Here is a 25567-nt window from a genome sequence, read left to right on the forward strand (position 1 = left end):
ATGAATATCCATAGTACCTTACGCACAGCGCAAATTGGTGTAAGTCATTTTTGTAGTCCTTTTTGGATTCTGGCACGGAAAGAAATTGCTGACATGGTTAGAAGTTGGAGGTTCCGAATATTAATTTTGTTAGTTCTGTTAATATTAACGAGTTCCATTACCCACGTCGTGGAACAGGTGCCGGCCTGGATCCAGAACAATGATCTCTTAGAATCGGATTTTCCATTTCTCAAAATATTTACCTCGTCGGGTTCAACCCCTTCGTATTATGTACTCATAAGTTTCGTCGCTCCCCTACTTGGGATAAGCCTAGGGTTTGACAGAGTGAATTCAGAATTTCTAAGCGGAACGATGACACGAATTGTTACCCAGCCAATCTACAGAGACAATATTCTATTGGCCAAATTTTTAGCACCCATATTTGTCCTGAGTGTATTATTTCTTTGTGTAACGGGATTGGTCGTTGGAACCGGAATGATTTGGACTGGATTAAGCGTTCAGCTTGTAGAAATTATTCGGATATTCGCCTTCATCTTTCTGTTGATTGTTTACCTAGGGTTCTGGTTGGCCTTTTCGTTATTGATGTCCATAGTTTTTAGACAGCCCTCGTCTGCGGCCCTCACATCATTGAGTTTATGGTTGTTCCTGACCATATTTTTTCCCATGCTGACATCACTCATTGTCCAGCAGCTGCTGCCTTTGAAACCTTTCATGTCAGTAGAAGAGCAGTTCTCAAGGCAGGAATTGGTGCTGAATATATTGAGAGTCAGTCCAAGCCAATTGTTCATAGACGGGAGTACTTCCATCCTGATGCCAACCGTAAGGAGTTTAGGTCCGCTGAACATTGAGCAGATGGAGGCAGCGATCCCAGCACCATTGCCGATAATTGATAGTTTATTGATAGTTTGGTCCCAGTTAACTGGATTAATAGCGGGAACTTTGGCCCTCTTTGCCATATCCTACTATCTTTTTATGAGAAGGGAAATTAGAAATTAACCCGTTTCCTTACTGTCCCATGGCAAGGCCCCCACGGTAGCCAAATGTGCATAGCTGCAGCTCCAATGTAGGGGGACGAGCTTTTAGCGCGCAATCTATCTTCTGGCGATAGCATTAGGTTCTATCGAGGAGCTTGATTAGGGCGGACTGTAGTAGATCAAGGTAACCGTAGGCTTTTGGGAAATTTGGCTTTAGGTCCAATAACCAGGTGTCCAGACCACTTTCTTAGGATAAGCTAGGTCTTTGTCCTGCGGAATGGCGAGCGGCACACCAAATTGTGCTCGCTTACCGATGTGGAAAATCTAGCGGAATCTAAACGGTGCTGGTTCAAGCGTCAGGTATTGTCCATTGGGACTATTTATAATGTTTCAAAATAACAAAAAGCAAAGCTATACGGCTGTCCCTCACTTTTTTTATTGACATAAATTGTTATTTTTGCTAGACTACTAATAGCGATAAACTAAAGATATGGAAGGATTAGCAGGGCAAAGTGCACCTATAGATTATATTCCTATATTGATCCAATTGGCTGTGGCCGTTGGCTTCGGTGTTACGACAATCATCGGTACCCATTTAATTGGTCCTAAAGTGCGCACAGAGAATAAGCTTAGTGCTTTTGAATCTGGGGTTGAGGTTGTCGGGAATGCAAGGCAGCCGTTTTCCATCAAATATTTCCTGGTAGCAATCTTGTTCGTCATCTTTGATATCGAGGTGATCTTTATGTATCCATGGGCAGTTAACTTCCGTGAATTTGGCGTTCAGGGGTTGATAGAGATGTTTGTTTTCATGGGACTATTGCTTTTAGGGTTTATTTATGTCATTAAGAAAAAGGCATTGGATTGGGACTAGCCTTGGGCCTATTCCTTGAAGATCACTTTAATAAACAGAGAGATGAGTAATATTACCTTATCAGATGCGCCTCCTGGTGTAGAGGGAGCAGGATTTTTTGCAACGACTTTGGATAAAGCCATAGGTTTGGCGAGAGCCAATTCCTTATGGCCATTGCCATTTGCGACGTCCTGCTGTGGAATTGAGTTTATGGCAACGATGGGATCTACCTATGATTTAGCGAGGTTTGGTGCCGAGCGTCCGAGCTTTTCACCAAGACAGGCTGATATGTTGCTAGTGATGGGGACCATTGCAAAGAAGATGGCTCCGGTATTGAAGCAGGTTTATGTTCAGATGGCAGAGCCCCGTTGGGTAATTGCTGTTGGTGCATGTGCTTCTAGTGGAGGTATTTTCGATACCTATTCCGTGTTGCAGGGGATTGATGAGATCATTCCGGTGGATGTTTATGTTCCTGGCTGTCCTCCGCGTCCTGAGGCAATCTTAGATGGAGTACTAAGACTTCAAGATATTGTAAAGAACGAGTCTTTGAACCGAAGAAATACGCCTGAGTATAAGGCTTTATTAGAAAAGTACGGAATCGCAACAGATAATGGATAAGTTGACTAATCAAATGGTTATTGATAAACTGAATGCAGAATTCGGGGAATCAGTAAACCATATAACAGAACCTAAAGGACTGCTAACAGTCGAAACCGATAAGGAAAATATCATAAAGCTGTTGACCAGCATCAAGGATGATGAGGCGATGCAGTTTATTTATTTGACTGATATTACTGCGGTCCACTATCCGGAACGTGAAAAGCCTTTCGCTGTTGTGTACCATGTCCATAGTTTAGTTCATAATGTCCGCATTCGGATCAAGGTTTTCCTGGAAAAGGAAAATCCAAGTATTCCAAGTGCCACGGTTCTTTGGAACGGTGCGAATTGGATGGAGCGTGAAACTTATGATTTCTTTGGGGTCAATTTTGAAGGACATCCGGATTTAAGGAGAATTCTTAATATGGATGATCTGGGAGTTTTCCCGATGCGCAAAGAATACCCGCTGGAAGATCCAAACCGTGTGGACAAAAAGGATTTTTATTTTGGACGTTAAGAGAGGATGTCATGAGTAAATCGATTTCAAGAATATCACATAATGCACCAGTCTTTGATGATAATGATCCTCAAGACGATTTGGTGACCCTAAATATTGGTCCTACCCACCCTGCAACGCATGGTGTTTTTCAGAATGTCGTGCAGATCGATGGTGAGCGTATCGTCAGTGGGGTTTCCACCATTGGATATATTCACCGTGCATTCGAAAAAATTGCAGAGCATAGACCTTTTTATCAGATTACCCCTTTAACAGACCGCTTGAACTACTGTTCATCACCAATCAATAATATGGGTTGGCATATGACCGTTGAGAAGCTTTTGGATATAGAGATACCAAAACGCGTTCAATATATGCGCGTGATAGTGATGGAATTGGCGAGGATTGCTGACCACATCATATGTAACGGTATTTTGGGGGTTGATACTGGTGCCTTTTCAGGATTCCTGTATGTGATGCAGGAACGTGAGTTCATCTATGAAATCTATGAAGAGATATGCGGAGCCCGATTGACGACCAATATTGGGCGTATCGGTGGTTTTGAGCGTGATTTCAACGACGTGGCATTTGAAAAGATCAGAGAATTCTTAAAGAGATTCCCGCCAGTTTTGAGGGAATTCCAAGAGTTGTTTGACAGAAACAGAATTTTTATCGAGCGTACCTCCAATGTAGCCGCGGTTACCCCAGAGGAAGCTTTAAGTTATAGCTGGTCAGGTCCAATCTTACGTGCAACAGGCGTGGATTATGATGTGAGAGCGCATTCTCCATACTGTTCATACGAGGAATTTGATTTTGATATTCCAGTAGGCACAAATGGGGATGTTTATGACCGATTTATGGTAAGAAATGAAGAGATGTGGCAATCCCTTCGAATCATTGAGCAAGCTTTGGAAAAAATAGACAAGGAGCCGAAAGGCATTTTCCATGCTGATGTTCCTGATTTTTACCTCCCGCCAAAAGAGCAAGTATATACAAGCATGGAGGCCTTGATCTATCACTTTAAGATCGTGATGGGAGAATGGGACGCTCCAAAGGCTGAGGTTTATCATTCCGTTGAAGGGGCAAATGGTGAATTGGGATTCTATATGGTACATGATGGAGGAAGAACTCCATATCGTCTGCACTTTAGAAGGCCTTCATTCATCAATTATCAGATGTTTGCGCCTATGAGTAGCGGAATGTTGATTTCAGATGCGATTATCAATATGAGTAGTTTAAACGTAATAGCTGGTGAATTAGATGCTTAGTGTTAAAGAAAATATGATTGTCGAGTTTTCGGCAGAGCTTTTGGGGAAATTCTCCGAAGTGGTAAGTCGTTATCCAGAAGGTAAGCAAAAATCAGCATTATTGCCTATCCTTCACCTCGTACAGGAGGAATATGGATGGTTAAGCGTGGATGCCATGGAGAAAGTGGCGGCCTTCTTAACCATCCAACCTATTGAAGTGTTCGAGGTGGCGACATTCTATACCATGTATTTCCTACAGCCGCAAGGTAAATATGTCCTGGAGGTTTGCCGAACGGGGCCATGTTGCCTGGTTGGTGCAGAGAAGATCATGTCTCATATTGAAGAGAAATTAGGCGTAAAAGAAGGAGAGGTGACTGCTGATGGGATGTTCTCTTGGCGGGGCGTGGAGTGTTTGGCGGCATGTGGATTTGGTCCCGTGCTTCAGATCGGTCCAAGCTATACCTTCTATGAGAACCTGACACCGGAGAGTGTCGATCAATTAATCGGCGATTTAAAGAATAAATCAAAAAGCGAGGCTTAGTAATATGGGACGTAAGTTATTATTAGAACATATCAATGTGCCAGGAATCAACACCTTCGCTGTTTATCGGGAGAAGGGTGGTTACCGTGCTGTAGAGAAAGCCTTGAAAAGCATGTCTCCAGAGGATGTAGTGGAAGAGGTGAAGAAATCGGGTCTTCGTGGCCGTGGTGGAGCAGGATTCCCTACTGGAATGAAATGGAGCTTTTTGGCAAAACCAGAAGGCGTTCCGCGTTATTTAGTTTGTAATGGAGATGAGTCGGAACCGGGAACATTCAAGGACCGTTTCTTGATGACCTATATTCCGCATGCCTTAATTGAAGGGATGATCGTTTCCAGCTATGCATTAGGAGCACATACCTCCTATATCTATATCCGTGGCGAGATGATGCCTCAAATCCGAATTATGGAAAAGGCCATCGAAGAAGCAAAAGCGGCTGGATTTTTAGGTAAAAATATATTAGGGACTGGTTACGACCTGGAGATCTATGTACAACCGGGAGGGGGGGGCTATATCTGTGGTGAAGAGACAGCCCTGTTGGAATCCCTAGAGGGGAAAAGAGGTAATCCAAGGATTAAACCTCCATTCCCTGCTGTTGCGGGCCTATATGGCTGCCCAACGGTGGTAAACAATGTGGAATCCATTGCTGCGACAGTGCCTATCGTCAATGATGGCGGCGAGGAGTATGCAAAAATTGGAATTGAAAGAAGTACAGGAACTAAATTGATTTCAGCGTCAGGGAATATTGCAAAACCTGGAGTATATGAAATTGAGATGGGTGTCCCAGTGGAAGAATTTATTTTCTCCGATGAATATTGTGGAGGAATGGCAAATGGCAAGCGATTGAAGGCTGTAGTGGCTGGAGGTTCTTCGGTGCCTATCCTTCCTGCCAACCTGATTGTGAAAACGATGAAAGGCGAACCGCGCCTGATGACCTATGAGTCATTGGCAGATGGGGGCTTTATAAGTGGTACAGCAATGGGATCTGGAGGCTTCATCGTTTTTGATGAAGATCAATGTATTGTCAGGAATACCTATAACTATACTCGTTTCTACCGTCATGAGAGCTGTGGGCAATGTTCACCTTGTCGTGAAGGAACGGGTTGGATGGAAAAGATCTTGAACAAGATCGAGACCGGTCATGGTGACATGTCGGACATCGATCTATTGTGGCAAGTGCAACAAAAGATCGAAGGAAATACGATCTGTCCACTTGGTGATGCAGCGGCTTGGCCTGTTGCAGCCGCAATTCGTCACTTTAGGGATGAATTTGAGTGGCATATCCTACATCCGGAAGAAGCCCAGAAGAGAAACTACGGTTTAGCACATTATGCAGATCCATTGGTTCCAGTAACGGAATAATTAGGGTCATTTTAACAAAAAGCAACAATGGCAGAAGAAGTTCAAAATTTTAAAGTAACGATAGACGGAATAACGATTGAAGTTGCTCCGGGTACTACGATATTAAATGCTGCTAGGCAGATTGGTGGGGAGATCGTTCCTCCAGCCATGTGCTATTATTCTAAGCTAGAAGGTACAGGGGGAAAATGCCGTACCTGCTTGGTGAAAGTAAGCAAAGGATCGGAAAAGGATCCAAGACCAATGCCTAAATTGGTTGCATCATGCCGTACAACGGTCATGGACGGAATGGAGGTGCTGAATATTACCTCTCCAGATGTCGTGGATGCAAGAAAGGCGGTTGTGGAGATGTTATTGATCAACCACCCATTGGATTGTCCGGTCTGTGATCAGGCAGGCGAGTGTAAGCTCCAAGATTTGAGCTATGAGCATGGTGCTGAGAAAACCAGATATGAATTTGAGCGCAGGACATTTGAGCGAATTGATATTGGTGATAAGATCCAGTTGCACATGAACCGATGCATTTTATGCTATCGTTGTGTATATGTGGCCAACCAATTGACCAATAAAAGGGAACATGGCATTCTGTTCCGTGGAGACCATGCTGAAATATCGACTTATATCCATGAGGCACTGGATCATGACTTTATCGGTAATGTGATCGATGTATGTCCAGTTGGAGCATTGACGGACAAGACCTTTAGGTTTAAGAATAGGGTTTGGTTTACTAAACCGGTCGATGCCCACCGTGATTGTCCAAAATGTTCTGGAAAGGTGACATTATGGTACAAAGGTCCAGATGTGATCCGTGTGACGGGAAGAAAAGATGAGTACAATGAGGTTGATGAGTTTATCTGTGATACCTGCAGGTTTGAAACCAAGCGTACAGATGAGTGGATTTTAGATGAGCCGACCAAGATCAGCGATCAATCGGTTATTGCCTCCAACCACTACCATCAATTTGATCCTCCAAGTGTAATCAAGGACAATCCTGTATTGCAGGAAGCCAATGTGGAGCAGTTAGCAAGATCTGAAAAATTAAAATAGAAAATAGGGAAGATGGAAACGGCCTTTATTTTAGAGAAATTAATCTTAGTTGTCATCATATTCGTGGTTACCTTGGTCATTGCCATGTATTCCACGTTAGCTGAGCGTAAGATTGCGGGTTTTATGCAGGATCGCCACGGTCCGGATAGAGCTGGAGCATTTGGTATCTTACAGCCTTTATGTGATGGTGGTAAATTCTTTTTCAAAGAAGAAATCATTCCTGCGGGAGCACATAAAACCTTATTTATTTTAGGGCCGACCATAGCCATTATTACAGCCTGTATCAGTTCGGCGGTAATTCCTTGGGGGCAAACCTTGACCATTGGTGACAAAGCGATCAGCTTACAGGTTGCCGATGTGAATATCGGTGTACTTTACATCTTTGGGGTTATTGCTCTTGGTGTTTATGGGATCATGCTTGGTGGATGGGCATCGAACAATAAGTTCTCGTTAATGGGAGCGATTCGTGCGGCTTCACAAAGTATCAGTTATGAAATTGCCATGGGTCTTTCCTTGATCGCTTTATTAATGGTGACCGGAACGCTATCCATTGGAGAGATCGTAGCACAACAATCAGGATTTGTAAACTGGAATATCTGGGTTCAGCCTTTGGGATTCCTGATCTTTATGACCTGTGCATTTGCAGAATGTAACCGTGTACCATTTGACTTGCCAGAATGTGAGACTGAGTTAGTTGGGGGATACCATACGGAATATTCATCCATGAAATTGGGTCTTTATATGTTCTCTGAATACATCAATATGTTCGTGTCCTCATCATTGATGGCAGCATTGTATTTCGGGGGCTATAATTTTCCATTTATGTATGATCTGGGTCTTTCAGAAAACTGGATCACCATCATTGGGGTATTGGTATTCTTTGCGAAGATATTTGGATTCATCTTCTTCTTTATGTGGGTAAGATGGACCTTGCCGCGTTTCAGATATGACCAGTTGATGAATTTAGGCTGGAAGATGTTGATTCCATTGGCCATTGCCAATATCGTTTTGACAGGGATCATTACCATCGTTAAAGATACTTACTTTTAATCGGGAGAGATATGCAGTCGTTATCAAATAGGAAAAAAGTATTAGAACAAAAGCCGATGAACTTTTGGGAGCGCATTTATTTGCCTGCTATCGCCAAAGGTCTATCGATTACCATAAGGCACTTCTTCAAGAAGATCCCTACCATTAAGTATCCGGAGGAGATCAGGCCTTATTCAAAGAACTTTAGGGGACAGCATTCCTTGAAGCGTGATGAACAGGGCAGGGAGCGTTGTACAGCATGTGGCCTATGTGCCTTGTCTTGTCCTGCAGAAGCCATTACGATGACTGCGGGAGAGCGCAAGAAAGGGGAGGAGAACCTGTACAGGGAAGAGAAATATGCAGTTGTTTATGAAATAAACATGTTGCGTTGTATTTTTTGTGGCCTGTGTGAAGAAGCATGTCCAAAAGAGGCAATTTACCTAGATGGTAAACATGTTACTGCAGATTATTTACGTAAGGATTTCATTTATGGTAAAGACAAGTTGTTGGAACCAAAGTTTGATATCACCAAATTATCTCAAAATCAGCAAGCATAACCTATGACCATATTTTATTTTGTAGCGTTTCTATCGATATTCTTTGCGTTGATGACCATCTTCACGAAGAATCCTGTACATAGTGTACTCTACTTAGTTATCACTTTTTTCACCTTTACCGTGCATTATATTCTATTGAATGCGCAGTTTTTGGCCGTAGTTAATTTTATCGTTTACATGGGGGCGATCATGGTTTTATTCCTGTTTGTCCTGATGTTACTGAACCTGAACAAAGATAGCGAGCCTATGAAATCCCATTTAGTGAAATTTATGGGAGCGATAGCTGGAATGTGCCTATTGGCCGTATTCTTAGGTGCTTTTAGGGTATTGGAATCTAATAATGAGTTTGTAAAGGGCCATGAAGATATTGGTTTGGTAAAGAACCTGGGCAAGGTATTGTTCAAGGACTTTTTATTACCATTTGAATTGTCCTCCATCCTGTTGTTAACAGCGATGGTTGGAGCTGTATTATTGGCAAAGAAAGAAACACGAGCGAAACAAAATGGGTAGTTTAATTGAAAATATGCAGGGTATTCCCCTGAATCATTATTTGATATTCTGTAGCATCATCTTCGTGATCGGTGTGATCGGGGTATTGATTCGCCGGAACGTCATTATTATCATGATGTCGATTGAGTTGATGCTTAATTCGGTGAATTTATTGTTGGCTGCGTTCTCCGCTTATCGTGGGGATCCTAGCGGACAGGTTTTTGTGTTTTTTATTATGGCTTTGGCAGCTGCAGAGGTTGCGGTCGGTCTAGCGATAATTATTATGGTTTATAGGAATACCAAATCAGTGGATATTGATTCCCTGAATAAACTGAGGTGGTAAAAATAGATAAGAATTTTAGAGAGAATTGTATATGAAAGAATTCATTTGGATGCTCCCCTTACTTCCTTTATTAGGATTTCTGATGATTGGACTGCTGAGAAAAAGCACGCCAAGACCATTGATTTCAATTATTGGATGCGGAACAATCCTCATTTCATTTTTACTAAGCTGTGGTTTATTCAAGGAGGTTTATGATGCAAGACAAGCTGGGGGTGATGGTGTTATTTTCCAAGAAGTATTCAACTGGTTTACGGTAGGAAGTTTTAGTTTCAACATTAGCTTTTTGGTTGATCCATTGAGTTCAATCATGTTATTGATCATTACGGGAGTTGGATTTTTGATCCATCTGTACTCTGTAGGATATATGGCAAATGATGAAGGTTTTGGTAAATACTTCTCGTATTTGAACCTGTTTATCTTCTTTATGTTGCTTTTGGTATTAGGATCCAACTATTTGGTGATGTTCATCGGTTGGGAAGGCGTAGGCTTATGTTCTTATCTATTGATCGGATTCTGGTTCAAGAACAGCAATTATGCGAAGGCAGCGAAAAAAGCTTTTGTCATGAACCGTATCGGTGATTTAGGGTTCTTGATCGCCATGTTCTTTATCTTGGCCAATTTTGGTTCTTTAGAATTTCAACAGGTATTTCCTGCTGCCGGACAACTGGCAATGGGCGATACGTCTTTATTGATCATTACCTTATTGTTATTTGTTGCAGCAACAGGTAAATCGGCCCAGATTCCATTGTTTACTTGGTTGCCAGATGCGATGGCAGGCCCGACGCCAGTTTCGGCCTTGATCCACGCAGCGACTATGGTAACTGCTGGTATCTATATGATCGCCCGTTCAAACATCATGTTTACATTATCTCCGGTTACCATGGAGGTTATTGCGATCATCGGTGTGGCAACGGCTTTGGTTGCTGCATTTATTGCGATTACGCAAAATGACATCAAAAAAGTATTGGCATATTCCACGGTCTCTCAACTGGGATATATGTTTTTAGGTTTAGGTGTTGGAGCCTTTACCGGAGCGTTTTTCCATGTGTTGACCCATGCATTTTTCAAGGCCTTATTGTTCTTGGGTGCGGGTTCCGTAATCCACGCGATGAGCGAGGAGCAGGATATGCGAAAAATGGGAGGCCTGAAAAAGTACTTGCCTATCACCTATGCAACGATGTTGATCGGAACGATAGCTATTTCCGGGATTCCACCATTGTCGGGTTTCTTTTCAAAAGATGAGATATTGGCACATGCCTTTGTTGCCAGTCCGATCTTTTGGGCGTTAGGTTTTATTGGAGCCTTATGTACCGCATTCTATATGTTCAGATTGTTGTATCTGACCTTCTTTGGTAAATTCCGTGGAACGGAGAACCAGAAACATCATTTGCATGAATCACCTAGCTCAATGACTATTCCATTGATCGTATTGGCTATTCTGTCGGTATTGGGTGGATTAATCAATATTCCTGAGGCATTATTCGGAGGCGCATGGTTGGCTAACTTCCTAAGTCCGGTATTTGCACAAACTAATCAGGTAGTGGAACCATTCCATCTATCACATAGCACAGAGTTTGTTTTAATGGGCGCATCAGCATTAGGTGCCATCATTATGGCTTTCGTTGCTTACAATAAGTACATTAAAAAATCAGATATTCCCGGGACCGATGGTTCAGCAGAACAAGGCGGACTATATAATCTATCTTACCATAAAATGTACATCGATCAATTGTATGACACCTTATTTGTTCGTCCATTGAATGGACTGTCCAAATTCTTGCATACTGTTGTTGATAAGACCGGTATCGATGGATTAGTCAATGGAATTGGCGAATTGTTTGTTTCTTCAGGGAAGGGCATTCGTCAGATCCAGAGTGGGAATGTTGGGTTTTATATATTTATGATGGTGATCGGAGTTATTGCTTTCATGCTTTATGGATTATTTACAATCTAGATCAGAATTTAGGAATCAATGGACAACCTTTTTATACTGCTAATTTTACCTGTAATAAGTGCTATTATTTTAGCCTTTATCAAGAACAGCTCTGCTAAATGGGCTGCATTGGTCTTGTCACTTATTCAATTAGGCTTAACAATTCCTTTCATCTGTACGTTTGTGCCTGATGCAAGTATTCAGTTTGCACAATCTTGGAACTGGATATCGAGCTTGGGGATTCAATTCCAGATAGGCTTGGATGGTATTAGCCTTCCTATGTTGATCTTAACAAATGGCTTGATCCCTTTAATCATCTTGGCAAGTTTTGGCCATGAGCAAAAGGGAGGATTCTATGGTTTAGTTTCCTTTATGCAGGCTGGATTGGTATTGGTATTTATCTCATTGGATGCTTTTTCATTTTATGTAGGTTGGGAAGCAGCTTTGATCCCAATTTACTTTATCTGTGCATTGTGGGGAGATGGAAACCGTATCAAAATAAACTTGAAATTTTTCGTATATACCTTCTTCGGGAGCTTGTTGATGTTGATTGCGATTATCTATCTATATCAACAAACCGGCGGAAAGGATATGTCATGGGCAACCTTGACTCAATTGGACCTGACAGATGCTGCTCAACGTTGGGTATTCTGGGCGTTCTTTATTGCTTTTGCAATTAAGATTCCTTTGTTCCCATTCCATTCATGGCAGCCAGATACCTATACTCATGCATCTACAGCAGGTACCATGCTTTTGTCGGGTATCATGTTGAAAATGGGTCTGTTTGGTCTATTGCGTTGGTTATTGCCTTTAGCACCTGAAGCGGTTTCTCGATATGGCAATATTGCATTGATCATGGGAATCATCGGTGTCGTTTATGGAGCGATCATCGCTTTCAAAATGAAAGATGCTAAACGCTTGATTGCTTACTCTTCTATTTCACACGTGGGTCTTATTGCCGCAGGTGTTTTTTCATTGACCCAAGAAGGAATGCAAGGAGCAATCCTGCAAATGATCAATCACGGTATTTCTGTTGTTGGTCTTTTCTTTGTAATCGATGTTATCCAGAGAAGGACAGGAACCAGGGATCTTGCTGAGCTAGGTGGTTTGGCGATTAAAATGCCGATCCTGGCGGTGACTTTCTTGGTGATCATCATGGGTGCAATCGGATTGCCACTAACAAATGGTTTCATTGGAGAGTTCTTATTGTTAAAGGGAATTTTCGGTAGTGGCGATAGTGGCGTTTGGTATGCTGTTCTTGGTGGTACGACCTTGATTTTTGCAGCAGTTTATATGTTACGTCTGTATCAGAAAACCATGTTAGGTCAGATCAATGACAATCAGACCCAGGTAAAGGATATTTCTGGCTATGAGGTGGTCTTATTATCGATCATTGTCATTCTAGTTATTTTAATAGGTGTTCTTCCGAATAGTTTATTACATCTTTCAGAGGCATCAGTTTCACAGTTATTACAACAAATTAAATAGTACGAGTTTAAAGATATATTATGGGTGCGATTATTACGCTTTCTTTGTTAGGTATTCTGCTTTTGTATTTAGGCTTGTACAAAGCTAAAAATGCATTACTGCCTGTTAGTATATTAGGCTTGTTGGTTGCCTTTGGGTTTGAAGCCTATTATTGGAATGTCCAGGCAGAGCCTTTATATAGAGGAATGGTTATTTTTGATCATTTTTCCCTTTCTTTTTCGATGCTATGTATAGCATTGACCATTCTGATCCTGTTATTGTCGAAAGAGTACTTTAAGTCTATTTCGGACAATATCGCAGAATATTATTCCTTAATCTTATTCTCCTTAACGGGTGCTATATTAGTTTGTTCTTACCATAATTTCGCCATGCTGTTTATCGGTCTAGAGATTATGTCGGTAGCCTTGTATATTTTGGCGGGGATCAGAAGGACCGATAAGGCATCCAATGAAGCTTCGTTGAAGTACTTCTTGATGGGGGCTTTTTCTACTGGTTTCTTGCTGTTCGGTATAACGCTATTATATGGATCAACTGGTTCATTTGATTTAGCTGTGATCAAACAATATATTATTGATAATCCAACAGGCATTTCACCAATGTTCTATGGAGGTATCTTGTTATTGTTAGTTGGGTTGTGCTTCAAAGTTGGTGCTGCTCCATTCCATTTCTGGACTCCAGATGTATATGATGGTGCTCCTATATTGATCACGATCTTTATGAGTACCGTGGTGAAGATTGCTTCATTCGCTGGCTTCTTAAAATTGTTCAGTACCGTCTTGGTTCCATTGAATGAGTTTTGGACTCCGGTTTTATTGACCGTGGTGATCATTACCTTGTTTATAGGAAACGTGACTGCGCTTATGCAGACCAGTTATAAGCGTATGCTGGCTTATTCTAGTATTTCGCATGCTGGATATATGCTTTTTGCAATCTTGTCGATCGGTCCAAATTCAACTTCAGGAATCTTAACTTATTCAGCAGCTTACGGGTTGGCTTCGATTATTTCTTTTGGAGCATTGATCTTGGTGAAACGCCAAGCTGGATCGGATAGTTTTGAATCCTTCAATGGTCTAGGTAAAAGAAGTCCGTGGTTGGCATTCTGTATCACGATTTCTATGCTTTCATTAGCAGGTATTCCGTTGACAGCAGGTTTTATCGGTAAGTTTATGATGTTCTCCAATGTTATGAATGATTACCATACCGTACTGTTGGTTTTGGCTGCAATCAATGCTGCAGTTGGTGTGTATTACTACTTAAGGGTAGTGGTTCATATGTACTTCATGGATTCTAAGGAAGAGGTGACCGTTAGCATGCCGATTAATTTCCAGATCGTATTTGTTCTTTCCGTAATTCTGACTTTTGTGTTGGGAGTTTATCCGGATGCGTTGATTTGGTTAGCTAAATAGACATCAGACAATGGACATAAGACCTGGAGAATGGGTTTTGATGTCCGATAGAAGATATAAAGTAAAAAGGTCAGGATATCCTGACCTTTTTGTATTGATGTGTAGTTGTTGAAGATTTTTAGGCTTTGGTATTCCAGAATTCGTCTTCCCAAGCCATTTCGTTTATTGGATGTTCGTGTTTAAGGCTGATATATTCCATTTCTTCATCGGTAGCTATGCTCTGAATGAGAGGGAACAGCTGTCTTTCTTCCATTCTGATATGGGATTCCATTTTTTCTTCAATTCTGTTGAGGGATTTGACGGTATGTGGCTCATTCAATATCAGTCTTTTTATAGCTCTATGTTCAGCAATAGCTTCCTGTGCAAGTTTGTTCTCAGAACCAAGGATTGGAAAAACATATTTCTCTTCAATATTGAAATGATGGGAGATCTGTTGATGCCAAGCATTGATCAAGAAGTTGCCGATACGGTCAGGGTCGATATTTAGTTCCAGGCCTCGCCTTATCTTCCAACAAATCAAAAGGGAGAAATGATGTTCCTTACTAAGAGGCCTTAATGCTGGATGTCTTTTCAAAGGTCTAGTTTCCATTGTTCCAGTTTTTATGGTGATTCTGTTCTATAGAGGCACCCAGATCAACCGGGTGCCTATTTTCAAGAGCTGAACTCTTGGGCTACAGATTTATTAATTTAAAGACAGGGATGCTGGTCCGAATTCTTCGAAATGGATCGCTTCTGTGTCAACGCCCGCATCTTTCAGGAATTCATAATGTTTGCGGATAAAGCCTGCAGGGCCACATAAATAGTAGTTGGCTCCATTCAGCAATACCTTTTCCTGAATCTCTTCGAGATTGACAACGCCAGATGTTGCATCAGCGCTTTCTTTTTCCAATTGTTCATAGAATAGATGATTCTGCAATGATGGATTGATGGCTGAAAGTTCCTGTAATCTATCTTTGAAAGCATGGACCTGTTCATTTCTACATCCATGGACCCAAACGATCGGTTGGGTACTGTTTTTATTGAGAATCAATTCCTCAAGCATGGCCAATAGAGGAGTCTGTCCGATTCCACCACTGATAAAGACTTGTGGGTTGTTGTTTTCCTTTTGGTTCAAGACAAAGTTACCTGATGGTGAACTAAGTTCGATCTTATCACCTACTTGGATATGGTCGTGCAATCTATTGCTGATCATGCCGTCTGGATGTTTACTGCCTTTTTCTTTTTTAACAGAAATACGGTAAAACTTGCCGTTTGATGAGCTTGAGATACTGTATTGGCGAGGTTGGATCAGGTTTAATTCTGGTAAGAACAGCCTAACACTGATATATTGACCAGGTAAGTGGGCAGCGATATCTCCCTGATCGGTTGGATACAGGTAAAATGAGGTAATCTCTTGGGATTCCATTACTTTATCTCTGACCTCAAATGGCCTCCAACCGGTCCAGCCTCCTGGTCTATTTACTTTTGCTCTGTAAAGAGCGTTTTCATGACCGCTCATGATATCTGCCAATTGGCTGTAAGCAAGGGTCCATGCTTCTAACAGTTCGTCCGTAGCTGCATCGCCAAGAACTTCTTTAATGGAAGAGATCAGATGGTTTCCGACGATCTGATAATGTTCAGGGCGGATGTCTAAACTGGTATGTTTATGGCCAATATGGTCGACCACGCCTAAAAGAACCGACGGATTTTCAATATTTTCGGCATAAGCCAGCACTGCCATAGCCAAGGCCGTTTGTTGTTTCCCTGATTGTTGGTTGCCCATGTTGAAGACATGTTTAAGTTCAGGGTTGTGCTGAAACATGCGGTTGTAGAAATAGCTTGTTAATAATACTCCGTTTTCTCTCAAGACTGGTACTGTCGCTTTAATTAATGCTATTTGATTCTCTGTCATTACGTTGATAGTTTTCTAGTTTCTTATTTAAATTGAATTAAATTAAAACAAAGATAAAAAGAATAAAAGAGTTTTTTGTCCTTTATTAAGTTTCTGACATAAGAATGTTGTAGACGAGGGCGGGTAAAGAATAGGGCTCATTCTCAATTTTTATCCCTAATTTTGGAGAATGGGTATGTTTTCAAAGTCAACCGAGTATGCCATTCGAGCAGTCTTTTATATCGCTAAGTCCACACAACTTGGTAGAAAAGTGGGTATAAAAGAGATTGCCAGCAATATACAATCACCTGAACCCTTTTTGGGGAAGATCCTTCAGGAGCTGAGCAAGGGTGGTATTGTGAAATCTGTAAAAGGTCCCAATGGCGGGTTTTACCTGACTGAAGTTGAGATGAATAAGAGATTGTCGGAGGTAGTCAAAGCAATCGATGGGGATGATATTTTTATCGGTTGTGGCATGGGCTTACCGCAATGTTCCGAGGAACATCCATGTCCTTTGCACAATGAGTTTAAGGCCATCCGTTCGGAATTGGCAAGGATGCTCAACAGCATTACCCTGGGTCAGTTCAATGAGGAGCTTATTCTGGGCAGCTTAAAACTGAACCGTGTTGATAAGAATCAATAATAATTCCTTCGGTCCACAACATATTTTGCCTCCTTTTTTCGTTTAATAATTTGAACTTTCACAACAAATTGTATCTTTATAAAGTTCAGGTTTTATTATGAGAAGTGCCCCTTTCTTCTGTTTTTTGTGCGCATTTGTATCGGTCCATTGCTTCACGGTTAACCTTTCGTTGGCCCAAACTGTCATTTCTGGCAAAGTATTGGATAAGGACAGCAAGCAGGCAGTTGCAGGGGCGACCATTCTGGATTTAGATACCAAAAGGGCAACTTCTGCAGATAATAAGGGCTTCTTCAGTTTGAGTTTGGATTCTCGGTCCAAACAGATTGAAGTCCGTGCCCTAGGCTTCAGGACCCTGATCGCCAATATCCCTGATTCACTTACCAATCTCGTCTTTGAATTGACCCATGATTCCAATAAGATCGAAGCAGTCTCCATTAGCCATAAATCTAAATATCGTAACAGGAACAACAAAGCGGTCGAGTTGATCGATTTGGTGATAAGACATAAACATCAAAACAGGTTGTCTGGAAAGGACAGTCTGGAGTTTGATCAATATGATAAGCTTAAATTCGGTTTTATTGACCCTAAGGTTTCCAATAAACAGGGAATGTTGGGACTGGGCTTTCTGTTCGGGAACATCGATAGTACCAGTTATGAAGGGAAAAAGCTGCTTTCCCTGTATTTGGAGGAGAGCAATGCAAAGGTCTATGGAAAGAAGGATCCCCCGAAATTTAAAAAGATAATAACCTCCCACAAAAAGACCGAGTTTGATAGGCGATATGTCAACAACCCCAACATCCAGGAATTCCTGAACTACATGTTCCAGCAGGTAGATGTTTATGATGAGAGTATCTATATCCTGAACAAGCAGTTCTTGAGTCCAATCGCAGATAACGGTAAACTGTTCTATAAGTATTATATCACGGATACTATCTTCAATGAAGAAGGATATTTTATCCAATTGAAGTTCGAACCAAGGAATAAAACGGATCTATTGTTCAATGGTATTCTTCAGGTAAGTATGGATGGCACCTATGCTGTTAAGAAAGCTAACCTCAAGATCAATGAGGAAACCAACCTTAACTGGGTAAAGGAAGGGGAGATAGTTTTTCATTATGAGAAAGACAAAACAGGGGTCATGTTAATGGACAGCACCCGGACTTTTCTGACTTTCGGAATTCGAAAGGGGGAGACGGTTTTTGCTGATCGCATGAGTATTAACGACAATTATCGCTTAGGAACCAAGTTCCCGATAAATGTTTTTTCAGGTCCACCGACTGAGATACTTCCCCAAGCAGACATAACCATCCCGAATCGACCAATTGCGTTGAACAACGCGGAACAGAATACGTACAGGAACATTGAAACGCTAAACCAGAAAAAGAGTTTTAAGACCGTTTTGGCTTTAGGCTACCTGTTGTCCCAAGGTTTCTATAACCTTGGGATGTTTGAGATAGGTCCGCTGGAATATCTGTACAGCCAAAATAATATTGAGGGGAACCGTTTCAGGATAGGGGGCAGGAGTACGCAAGCATTGACAGACAAAGCGTATTTTGAAGGTTATGTCGCATATGGATTGGATGATGCCCGATTGAAGTACTTTCTGAGATCTGCCGTTTCCCTGAACGGTAATTCGGTGGTGACTTTTCCAGCCCATTATATTGAAGGATCTGTTCAGAACGATATAATGGAGCCAGGTCAACAGATAGGTTTCCTAAAAGGGGATAGTTTCTTCAGGTCCATTCGAAGGAATAGACCTACAAAATGGTTTGATACCCGTGCTTATCAATTGCAACATGTTGTAGAATTTGGAAACCACTTCAGTGTTACCACTGGATTCACGCATAGAAACCAGAATACGGTTGGAGATTTGCGATTGATCAACTCAGGGAACCCAGAGGCGTTGCTGACCCATATCCAGAGCAATGAGGCACATGTGGACTTGCGATGGGCACCTTTTGAGAAATTCTATTATCGCAACTTAAATAGGAAGACCATCATTGAAAAACATCCGGTTTTCAACCTGACCTATACCCATAGTCTGGACGGTTTCTGGAATACGACCCATGCCTATGACAAGCTGACTGCAGCAGCTTCCAAGCGCTTCTTTTTAAACCAACTAGGTTTTGCAGACCTCAGGGCAGTTGGGGGTAGAATATGGGGAACCCTACCATACACAATGTTGGAGTTACCGAACGTAAAACAGCGTGAAGACCGACATGAAATCGATTTCGACATGATGAACCCCATGGAGTTTGTTGCCGATAGTTATTTAAAGGTTGGGGTATACCATCAATTGCAGGGATTCTTATTCAATAAGATTCCATTGATCAAGAAATTGAATTTACGGGAGGTATGGGGAGCTCAGATGTTCTATGGTAAATTAAGTGACCAAAATAACCCGTATATTAGTAATGATGTGGTTGAATTCGACCGCAATAAGGAAGGAGAGATCTTGACAAATGTTCCTAATGGACAGCCTTATTGGGAGGGTACCTTGGGAATTGACAATATCTTGAATGTTCTGAAGGTTGAATATGTGAGGAGATTGAATTACAATGGACTACCCAATGTCAGGAGTGAACGAATAAGGTTTTCAATCAATATTAATTTTTAGTATGAGCTATCAAAACATTACGCTAGAGATCAAGAATAAAACAGCCCAAATTACCATTAATCGCGAAGGCAAATTAAATGCCTTGAATCGCGATACCATTGCGGAACTGAAGGATGCAGTAAGCCGGGCTGAAGCTGATGGGTCCGTCAGGGGGCTGATATTGACCGGTGCAGGGGAAAAGGCCTTTGTTGCCGGTGCGGATATTAAGGAGTTCCTTGGCAAGAGCAAAGAGGAGGCAGAGGCGATGTCGAGGTCCGGGCATGAACTGATGAATAAAATTGCCAACCTTTCCAAGCCTGTGGTTGCTGCCATCAATGGTTTTGCGCTGGGAGGAGGACTGGAACTCGCTTTGGCCTGCCATTTCAGGGTAGCGTCCTCTACCGCCAAAATGGGACTCCCTGAAGTTTCCCTAGGTCTGATCCCTGGATATGGAGGGACCCAGAGGCTACCCGAGCTTATCGGCAAGGGGAGGGCCCTGGAACTGATCCTGACAGGAGAGATGGTCGACGCCAAAGCGGCGTACATATGGGGCCTTGTAAGCTCGATCGTTGATCCTGATCTTCTTATTGACCAGTCCCAAAAACTCCTTGAAAGAATCTATTCCCGATCCGCTTCTGCAGTATCTGCGGCCATCGTAGCGGTAAACGGCAGCACCCAGGGAAAGGTGGAAGGATACGGGCTAGAGATCCGGACCTTTGCCGAATGTTTTGTTTCAGAGGATTTCTCTGAAGGACTGAGTGCATTCACTGAAAAGAGGAAGCCAAGGTTCTGAACAGTCCTTGCTGAGAAATCCATTTGTTTGCCTGATCCTTCGAAAAAAGCACCGTAAATATGGAGGTGGGGCAATTGGGGTTCGCAGGTGCCCAAAGTGAAATAACCTTGAGGTCCACATGCTTTTTGAGGAACCGCCTTATAGAATGATTTTGACATCGATAACCTTAATAATATTGCAATGGCAGGTACTTTAAACCCTCTTCTGGCGTTTTCGGAAAATGTATATCTGATGATTTTTTCGTTCGATCCCTCCAAATGGGAGATAAGGTACATGAACCATTCATTCAGATTTTTTATGGGATTTGAAAAGGTTGCCGAGAACCTAACGGAGATCCTTGACCATGTACACCCAGAAGATAGGGAATCTCTCCTAAGGGAAATCAAGGACATCAGGGTGAAGCCCATTGAAAAGAGAGCAGTCAGGTTTTCTGTAGCTGGAAATTTAAGGCACCTGAGACTTACCATGTACCAGGTCGATACTTCAGGTAGGCCAGAGTGCGTAGGGTTCGCCGAAGACTTTACCGGAGAGGTCGAGTTCCAGAAGAACATACTCAGCCACAATGCAAAGAAAAATGCCATTCTCAATATATTGAGCCATGATATAGCAGGGTCCTTCGCCACCCTAAGGAACCTTACTGATTTAGCCATGGGGAACATGAACAACGGGGACCCCGGCAGCCTGGAGAACGCATTGTCTGCAATAAGAGACATCTGTATGAGCAACATGTCGCTAATCAAGAGTTTCCTAAAGAAGGAATTTATCACCTCCTTGTCGGTTCCCCTTAATATGGAAAGGGTGGACCTGGTGCCGATGGTACGTGATTTCATGGACCAATGTGCCAGAATGGAGAGCCATCTAGGGGTATCATTTGTGTTCAGTTCAGATTTTCCCACTATCACCATGGACATGGATGAGGATAAACTGATCCAGGTATTGAACAACCTTATTTCCAATTCTCTCAAGTTTACCCACACTGGCGGAACGATAACGGTATCGCTCATTGATATTGGAGATAAAGTCCGCCTATCCGTCAGGGATACGGGGATAGGTATACCCGAGGACATGAAATCTCAGGTATTCAACAAGTTCAATGACCAGAGCAGGACCGGTCTAAATGGCGAAAAATCGAATGGAATCGGCTTATGGGTAGTTAAGACCGTTGTAGAGTGGATGGGGGGGCGCGTTGATTTTGAAAGCCGCGTGAATGAAGGGACAGAATTTTTCCTAGAGTTCCCCAAAACGTTTTCACATGGGTAGGGTGCCATCGGTATTAATCCTAATCAGAGCGGAATTGGATCTGATGCGGGCTAGCGAAATCCGGGGAGGGATCAGTGGGTAGGAGTCCTTCGCTCGGTGAAAATGATCAGGCAACTCTTTTCCAGCCCAGTGAAAAATGGCGCAGATTTTCTTTTACAGAACGGTTGCCCTGAAATAGTGAATTAAACAAAAAACCAAGCAATGCTCAAAACAAGACACCGTTACCAGCGGCATATGCTGAACCAGTTATTTAATCTTTTCTGGACGCTTGTATGCTTTACGCCCATATTTTGGTTCTGGTACCTGGTAGGTGCAAAGGGATCCTGGCTGTATATTGCAATTGGCTTAGCTATGCTTTTTGCCCTTGTGCCGGCATGGGTCCTAGAAAGGACCGTCTTGAGCGAGGATCCAGGATTTTATGAAAGGTACGGTGTAAGGTTCATGAGGAAATTTGTCCAGGACGGGGATATCGTGAATTCCATGACGAAAGAAAATCGACCTGCCCAAGGTAGGGGAAAGGCCCATGCGAAAAGATACCTTTCTACGATCGCGATGTATGAGCGTTACCATTGGACATGTATGGTGTTCTTCCTGCTTTCCACTGTCATTGCCTTTCTCCATGGATTTTGTATCGCAGGGATCTCAATTTTAGCTGCCAATTTCACATATAATGCAATCCCGATCTTTCTACAACAGTACAATAAGGTCCGGATAAAGAAAATTACAGATCTTCAGGATACTTAGTTGAGGATGCTCTTATCTTTTCGTCCTTTATCCTGATGTGGATGGCTGATTCCATCTTATAGCTAGAATGGCAGGGATTTCCGGCATTATGTAGCATGGTGCCGGACATTTTATTACTCCCCAGGGCATTATTTCCGAATTTGCTGGTCGGCGCAATCCCCTTTTTTCCCATTGCCCTCCAAGCATCCAAGCGGCCTCAATGCAGAGGTCCGGAATTTCCCCCACACCCTGGCTTTACGATCCTATTGGGAATGGGATTGTTGGGGCTAAGGTTCCCGAGGGCCTGGTCTTGGAGCCCTTTTTGGGTCTCTTGGAAACTCTCCTGGAATAACCTCGGGGTTTCCGTATGGTCTCTGCGGGTAATAGGGAAAATCGGTCGCTTTGCTTTCAGAAGTTTCCCAACCAACTTTTAATTTATATGTTATGGCATTAATTACAGCAATTGAATGCAAGGTCAGCAGGGAAATTGAAATTCAATCTCCAAAGATTCCTTCCATGGTCTTTTAGGGGATGTCCTTATTTCTAGGGGGATATCGGACCCACAAAAATTCGTTCGGTTGAGACAGGACAGAAGATAAAGGTCCTCTCTCCATCGGTCGATGGGCAGCACCATCCTTACGCTTAGGGATCCATAATAAAGCGGTCAAACCAATGGGGCATGATTGATTGACCATTGCCTGGCGCATAAACAAGGATTCCATTCCGAAGGCTTTAAGTACGTTAGGTAGATTGTGTAATATCTTTGGTACGCAATTAAACCTTCTGTTTTTGAGATTGTCGTTTACTTTATGAAAAGATCACCATCGATATTTCGGAAAAAAAAATTGGATATAGAGGATTTTGTTTTCACTCATGCATTTTGGGTGCTTCGCAACCATTCTAGGGACAAAGCGGTTTGTTTTGTTGATTCCCTATTGAAAAAGTACCCCAAGGCAAAAAAATCTGTTTTGCTGCGGTTGTCTCAGATAGACTGAGAAATGTCTTACCTGGTATATAGGCACATTGCCTTTGATTCTCATGTGGATTATTCGGCCATGTCCAGTGGGAGCAAGGGCATAGTTATATTCGATCCCTAGGGTGCTCGTATCGTTTTGCATATCAGGGCAAATCGGAAGCCAAAGCCTTCATTGTAGCGCTAAATAAGATCCAAACAATCTGGTCAAAATAGACATGCCGATAGATGCCGTTGTAACGCAAAGCAACTAATAACTGAGACCTCCTAACCGCTATCAACTGGTCCAGAAATTCAAGTGAATTGGCCTTACCTGTGCGCATATCCTTTCTCGACATCCCTTAACGCGTATTTGAGGATATAATGTCCCTAGATTACCTCCCGACTGAATAATCAGTCGATTGTCTGTCAGAAATGATAGGTTTTCCCTGGATTGTCAAAGAATTTCAGGTCAAGGATTTACTTGCCTTCAAGAATTCTGTCAATCCCAGGTCCATCAAAGGGAAAGGTTTCTCCAGAAACTAACTTGTTTGAAATGGATTATAAGAGTTTCGATTTAAATTAATGTACAGTGCGGATCTTCAAATATCTCATGCAACCATTCACCCAAAATGTTATTTATAAGCTCGAATTTGAATTACTTTCCGAAGTAAATAAGCTGTATTCCCGCCTTTGAGACCTATCCGCTGGAATTTTGACCATCCGGTTGAATAAAAGTTAGCCCGTCCAAACCAGACGGGCTAAAGCTTCTTTTAATATCCTGGATTTTGTGTCAGGTTCGGTTCTACCTTGAGTGAGCTCTCATGGAAAGGCCACAAGTACTGATTGTCTGTAAACCTCCGGTCTTCGATCTTCAATGACTGAAGGGTGTTATTGATCTTCCTTGTATGGCCCATTGCAGGTTGGTTCAATACTTTGTCCGCGATCTTCCAGCGTATAATATCATCATACCGTATACCTTCTCCTGCAAATTCAATCCTTCTTTCATTGCGGATTAGGTCAATCCACTGTTGCTGGGTTTTGCCCGTGAGTTTTACATCCGCGATCGTCATGTCCAATCCTGCTCTTTTGCGGATTTTATTGATGTTATCCTTCGCTAGTTCATCAGGTCCTCCGGACATAATCTTCGCTTCAGCATAGGTCAACAGCACTTCTGCATACCTTATCAGCGGGAAGGTCATGTTCCCACCGGACCTGAAGGCATCAGCTTCGTCCACGAACTTCCTGAACCAATAGCCAGATTTACTGCCCCTAAGTTGCTGATAGTACATTGGGCTGTTCACATTATAGATGTCGATCACCTCCCCCGAAAACTTATCACCGTGCCCAAAAATACTTTGTCCATATCGAGGATCCCTGTTCAATTTTGGGTCAAGCTCATATTCTTCTCTGGTATGAAGCGGACATTGGTCAATTGGACGCCCTTGCAAGGTCCAATAGCTATCAACCAAAGATTTGGTTGGGACCATATAGGATTGGCCTTTTCCGGTCCTGTAATGAGGGCCTAGATGTTCAAAGGATGCAGTTGCAGAGTTGTCGTGGCTCTCCATGTCAAATTTGATGATGAATTCCTTGTTTGTTTTGTCAGCCTTGTAACTAAACATATCCCCATAGTTGCCATGCAGGTCGTATCTGCCCGAGTCCATGATTTCTTTCGCAATTTTAGCCGCCAGGTCATATCGCTCAAAATAAAGCGCATACCTCATGATGATTGCCTTGAATGAGTATTTGTTGAACATGTAGGCATTGGTGGTTCCCTCTGACTCCGGTAACCTGGAGGCAATTTCCTCTGCCATGGGGAACAGTTTGTCCAAGATCTCTTTTTTAGGAGTAGATGGCTGTTTGGCTGTTTCAAGGTTTGCCGGTTCAAGGACAAACGGAACATCTCCCCAATGGGACACAATTCTAAAGTAATGCCATACGCGTAGTCCCTCAAGGACGCCTTTGTACTTTTTCCTCACGTTTTCATCTTCAACATAAGGGATATCGACGTTCGCGATAAAGGTATTTAGGCGTCCAACGTGTTTATTGAACAGGGTCCAATAGTACTCTGCGGCCCTTGAGTTGCTGTTGTAATTCCCATTTGCCATAATGCCGTGGTGGTCAGTTTCGATGCGGGCATAGCCGTTGTCCGATCTTCCGTCCAGCATATAGAAGACAAGCCTTCTGTCGGTCGGATGAGTGAAAACATCTCTATAAGAGCTATAGACCACTCTTCTCAAATCTTCTTCAGTATTGAAAAACTCTTGGAAATTAGTTGCTGTAGGATCTCGTTTATCTAGGAATTTCTCACAGCTCGTGGTTCCCAAAGAGCTGATCAGTGCTAATGCAAATATTGTCTTTTTCATTTCAGTA

23 protein-coding genes are annotated in these 25567 nt (G+C 42.4%); 20 read left to right on the plus strand and 3 right to left on the minus strand.

Features of this window, described 5'->3' with window-relative positions; genetic code table 11:
* The 15 genes from ACWIB3_RS03220 (at position 1) to ACWIB3_RS03290 (ending at position 14354) form a co-directional block, all read left to right on the plus strand.
* Positions 1-996: an ABC transporter permease gene (locus ACWIB3_RS03220; RefSeq protein ID WP_454290848.1), complete on the plus strand. Its 996-nt coding sequence runs from the start codon at positions 1-3 to the stop codon at positions 994-996.
* Positions 997-1464: 468 nt separating this feature from the next.
* Positions 1465-1845 (plus strand): NADH-quinone oxidoreductase subunit A, encoded by a 381-nt coding sequence (locus ACWIB3_RS03225; protein ID WP_093099584.1) that lies wholly within the window; start codon positions 1465-1467, stop codon positions 1843-1845.
* A gap of 42 nt (positions 1846-1887) precedes the next feature.
* The gene (locus ACWIB3_RS03230) at positions 1888-2442 is read left to right on the plus strand and encodes an NADH-quinone oxidoreductase subunit B (protein ID WP_093099582.1); all 555 of its coding nucleotides are present in this window, start codon (positions 1888-1890) and stop codon (positions 2440-2442) included.
* Positions 2435-2938: an NADH-quinone oxidoreductase subunit C gene (locus ACWIB3_RS03235; RefSeq protein ID WP_093099580.1), complete on the plus strand. Its 504-nt coding sequence runs from the start codon at positions 2435-2437 to the stop codon at positions 2936-2938. The genes ACWIB3_RS03230 and ACWIB3_RS03235 overlap by 8 nt, the downstream gene beginning before the upstream one ends.
* A gap of 11 nt (positions 2939-2949) precedes the next feature.
* The gene (locus ACWIB3_RS03240; RefSeq protein WP_175486330.1) at positions 2950-4185 is read left to right on the plus strand and encodes an NADH-quinone oxidoreductase subunit D; all 1236 of its coding nucleotides are present in this window, start codon (positions 2950-2952) and stop codon (positions 4183-4185) included.
* Positions 4178-4705 carry an NADH-quinone oxidoreductase subunit NuoE family protein gene (locus tag ACWIB3_RS03245; RefSeq protein ID WP_093099578.1) on the plus strand — a complete coding sequence of 176 codons (528 nt, stop codon included), beginning with the start codon at positions 4178-4180 and terminating at the stop codon, positions 4703-4705. Before ACWIB3_RS03240 ends, ACWIB3_RS03245 begins: the two co-directional genes overlap by 8 nt.
* 4 nt (positions 4706-4709) lie before the next feature.
* Complete coding sequence (nuoF, locus tag ACWIB3_RS03250; protein WP_454290849.1) at positions 4710-6065, plus strand: NADH-quinone oxidoreductase subunit NuoF; 1356 nt, start codon at positions 4710-4712, stop codon at positions 6063-6065.
* 27 nt (positions 6066-6092) lie between these two features.
* Positions 6093-7109: a 2Fe-2S iron-sulfur cluster-binding protein gene (locus tag ACWIB3_RS03255; RefSeq protein ID WP_093099575.1), complete on the plus strand. Its 1017-nt coding sequence runs from the start codon at positions 6093-6095 to the stop codon at positions 7107-7109.
* A gap of 12 nt (positions 7110-7121) precedes the next feature.
* Positions 7122-8159 carry an NADH-quinone oxidoreductase subunit NuoH gene (gene nuoH / locus ACWIB3_RS03260; protein ID WP_093099573.1) on the plus strand — a complete coding sequence of 346 codons (1038 nt, stop codon included), beginning with the start codon at positions 7122-7124 and terminating at the stop codon, positions 8157-8159.
* A gap of 11 nt (positions 8160-8170) precedes the next feature.
* Positions 8171-8695, plus strand: a complete 525-nt coding sequence (locus ACWIB3_RS03265; protein ID WP_093099572.1) for a NuoI/complex I 23 kDa subunit family protein — start codon at positions 8171-8173, stop codon at positions 8693-8695.
* A 3-nt stretch (positions 8696-8698) separates the two neighbouring features.
* Positions 8699-9205 (plus strand): NADH-quinone oxidoreductase subunit J family protein, encoded by a 507-nt coding sequence (locus tag ACWIB3_RS03270; RefSeq protein ID WP_093099570.1) that lies wholly within the window; start codon positions 8699-8701, stop codon positions 9203-9205.
* Positions 9198-9527 carry an NADH-quinone oxidoreductase subunit NuoK gene (gene nuoK, locus ACWIB3_RS03275; RefSeq protein ID WP_185218458.1) on the plus strand — a complete coding sequence of 110 codons (330 nt, stop codon included), beginning with the start codon at positions 9198-9200 and terminating at the stop codon, positions 9525-9527. Before ACWIB3_RS03270 ends, nuoK begins: the two co-directional genes overlap by 8 nt.
* A 31-nt stretch (positions 9528-9558) precedes the next feature.
* On the plus strand, positions 9559-11481 hold the full coding sequence (nuoL, locus tag ACWIB3_RS03280) for an NADH-quinone oxidoreductase subunit L (RefSeq protein WP_454290850.1): 1923 nt from the start codon (positions 9559-9561) through the stop codon (positions 11479-11481).
* A gap of 18 nt (positions 11482-11499) precedes the next feature.
* Entirely contained in the window at positions 11500-12948 is a 1449-nt protein-coding gene (locus tag ACWIB3_RS03285) for a complex I subunit 4 family protein (RefSeq protein WP_093099565.1), read from the plus strand.
* Between the two features lie 20 nt (positions 12949-12968).
* Entirely contained in the window at positions 12969-14354 is a 1386-nt protein-coding gene (locus tag ACWIB3_RS03290; RefSeq protein ID WP_185218461.1) for an NADH-quinone oxidoreductase subunit N, read from the plus strand.
* A gap of 118 nt (positions 14355-14472) precedes the next feature.
* Here ACWIB3_RS03290 and ACWIB3_RS03295 read toward each other — a convergent pair whose 3' ends face one another.
* Together ACWIB3_RS03295 and hmpA are read right to left on the minus strand one after the other, a co-directional pair.
* The gene (locus ACWIB3_RS03295) at positions 14473-14943 is read right to left on the minus strand and encodes a hemerythrin domain-containing protein (RefSeq protein WP_454290851.1); all 471 of its coding nucleotides are present in this window, start codon (positions 14941-14943) and stop codon (positions 14473-14475) included.
* A 93-nt stretch (positions 14944-15036) separates the two neighbouring features.
* Positions 15037-16245, minus strand: a complete 1209-nt coding sequence (hmpA, locus tag ACWIB3_RS03300; RefSeq protein ID WP_454290852.1) for an NO-inducible flavohemoprotein — start codon at positions 16243-16245, stop codon at positions 15037-15039.
* Between the two features lie 169 nt (positions 16246-16414).
* On the opposite strand from hmpA, the gene ACWIB3_RS03305 reads away from it, so the two are divergent.
* The 5 genes from ACWIB3_RS03305 (at position 16415) to ACWIB3_RS03325 (ending at position 22260) form a co-directional block, all read left to right on the plus strand.
* Positions 16415-16867 carry an RrF2 family transcriptional regulator gene (locus ACWIB3_RS03305; RefSeq protein ID WP_313513982.1) on the plus strand — a complete coding sequence of 151 codons (453 nt, stop codon included), beginning with the start codon at positions 16415-16417 and terminating at the stop codon, positions 16865-16867.
* 97 nt (positions 16868-16964) lie between these two features.
* Positions 16965-19484, plus strand: a complete 2520-nt coding sequence (locus ACWIB3_RS03310; protein WP_454290853.1) for a DUF5686 family protein — start codon at positions 16965-16967, stop codon at positions 19482-19484.
* A 1-nt stretch (position 19485) separates the two neighbouring features.
* Positions 19486-20256 (plus strand): enoyl-CoA hydratase/isomerase family protein, encoded by a 771-nt coding sequence (locus tag ACWIB3_RS03315; RefSeq protein WP_454290854.1) that lies wholly within the window; start codon positions 19486-19488, stop codon positions 20254-20256.
* 273 nt (positions 20257-20529) lie between these two features.
* The gene (locus ACWIB3_RS03320) at positions 20530-21516 is read left to right on the plus strand and encodes a sensor histidine kinase (RefSeq protein WP_454290855.1); all 987 of its coding nucleotides are present in this window, start codon (positions 20530-20532) and stop codon (positions 21514-21516) included.
* Between the two features lie 201 nt (positions 21517-21717).
* Positions 21718-22260, plus strand: coding sequence for a glycosyl-4,4'-diaponeurosporenoate acyltransferase CrtO family protein (locus ACWIB3_RS03325; RefSeq protein WP_095067932.1), 543 nt, complete (start codon positions 21718-21720; stop codon positions 22258-22260).
* 1704 nt (positions 22261-23964) lie between these two features.
* Here the strand turns inward: ACWIB3_RS03325 and ACWIB3_RS03330 are convergent.
* Complete coding sequence (locus tag ACWIB3_RS03330; RefSeq protein ID WP_454290856.1) at positions 23965-25560, minus strand: RagB/SusD family nutrient uptake outer membrane protein; 1596 nt, start codon at positions 25558-25560, stop codon at positions 23965-23967.
* Between the last annotated feature and the right edge of the window lie 7 nt (positions 25561-25567).

Source organism: Sphingobacterium sp. NPDC055431 (assembly GCF_053644255.1).